We start from the raw sequence: 257 nt of genomic DNA, 5'->3' as shown, positions 1-257 counted from the left end.
CGACAAAGACGGCAATCGCCGTCTCGGCTGAGCCTCGGTTCGGGGCGGAAAAGACTTCGCGCAAGTCCGTCCTCATGGCGGCCTGCACCGATTTCGGCACCTTGTTGAGCATGTTGGCTGTCTTGTGGACCTTATGCCGACGTCGGCATAACGTCCATTATGCCGATGTCCGGATTATGCCGACCTTGGGGGTGGATGTCGGCTTCGGAGGCGGTGATCGCTGCGATGGGGTCGGCATAATCACCGGCGGTCTGACG

At 60.7% G+C, this 257-nt stretch carries 1 pseudogene; it reads right to left on the bottom strand.

Features of this window, described 5'->3' with window-relative positions:
• Positions 1 to 130 (bottom strand): annotated as a pseudogene (locus AC0L2O_RS37055) (IS256 family transposase); the annotation flags it as partial.
• Positions 131 to 257 lie beyond the last annotated feature (127 nt).

It is taken from the genome of Bradyrhizobium sp. Kon10 (assembly GCF_055807395.1).
This window is presented reverse-complemented; position numbering and strand designations above follow the sequence as displayed.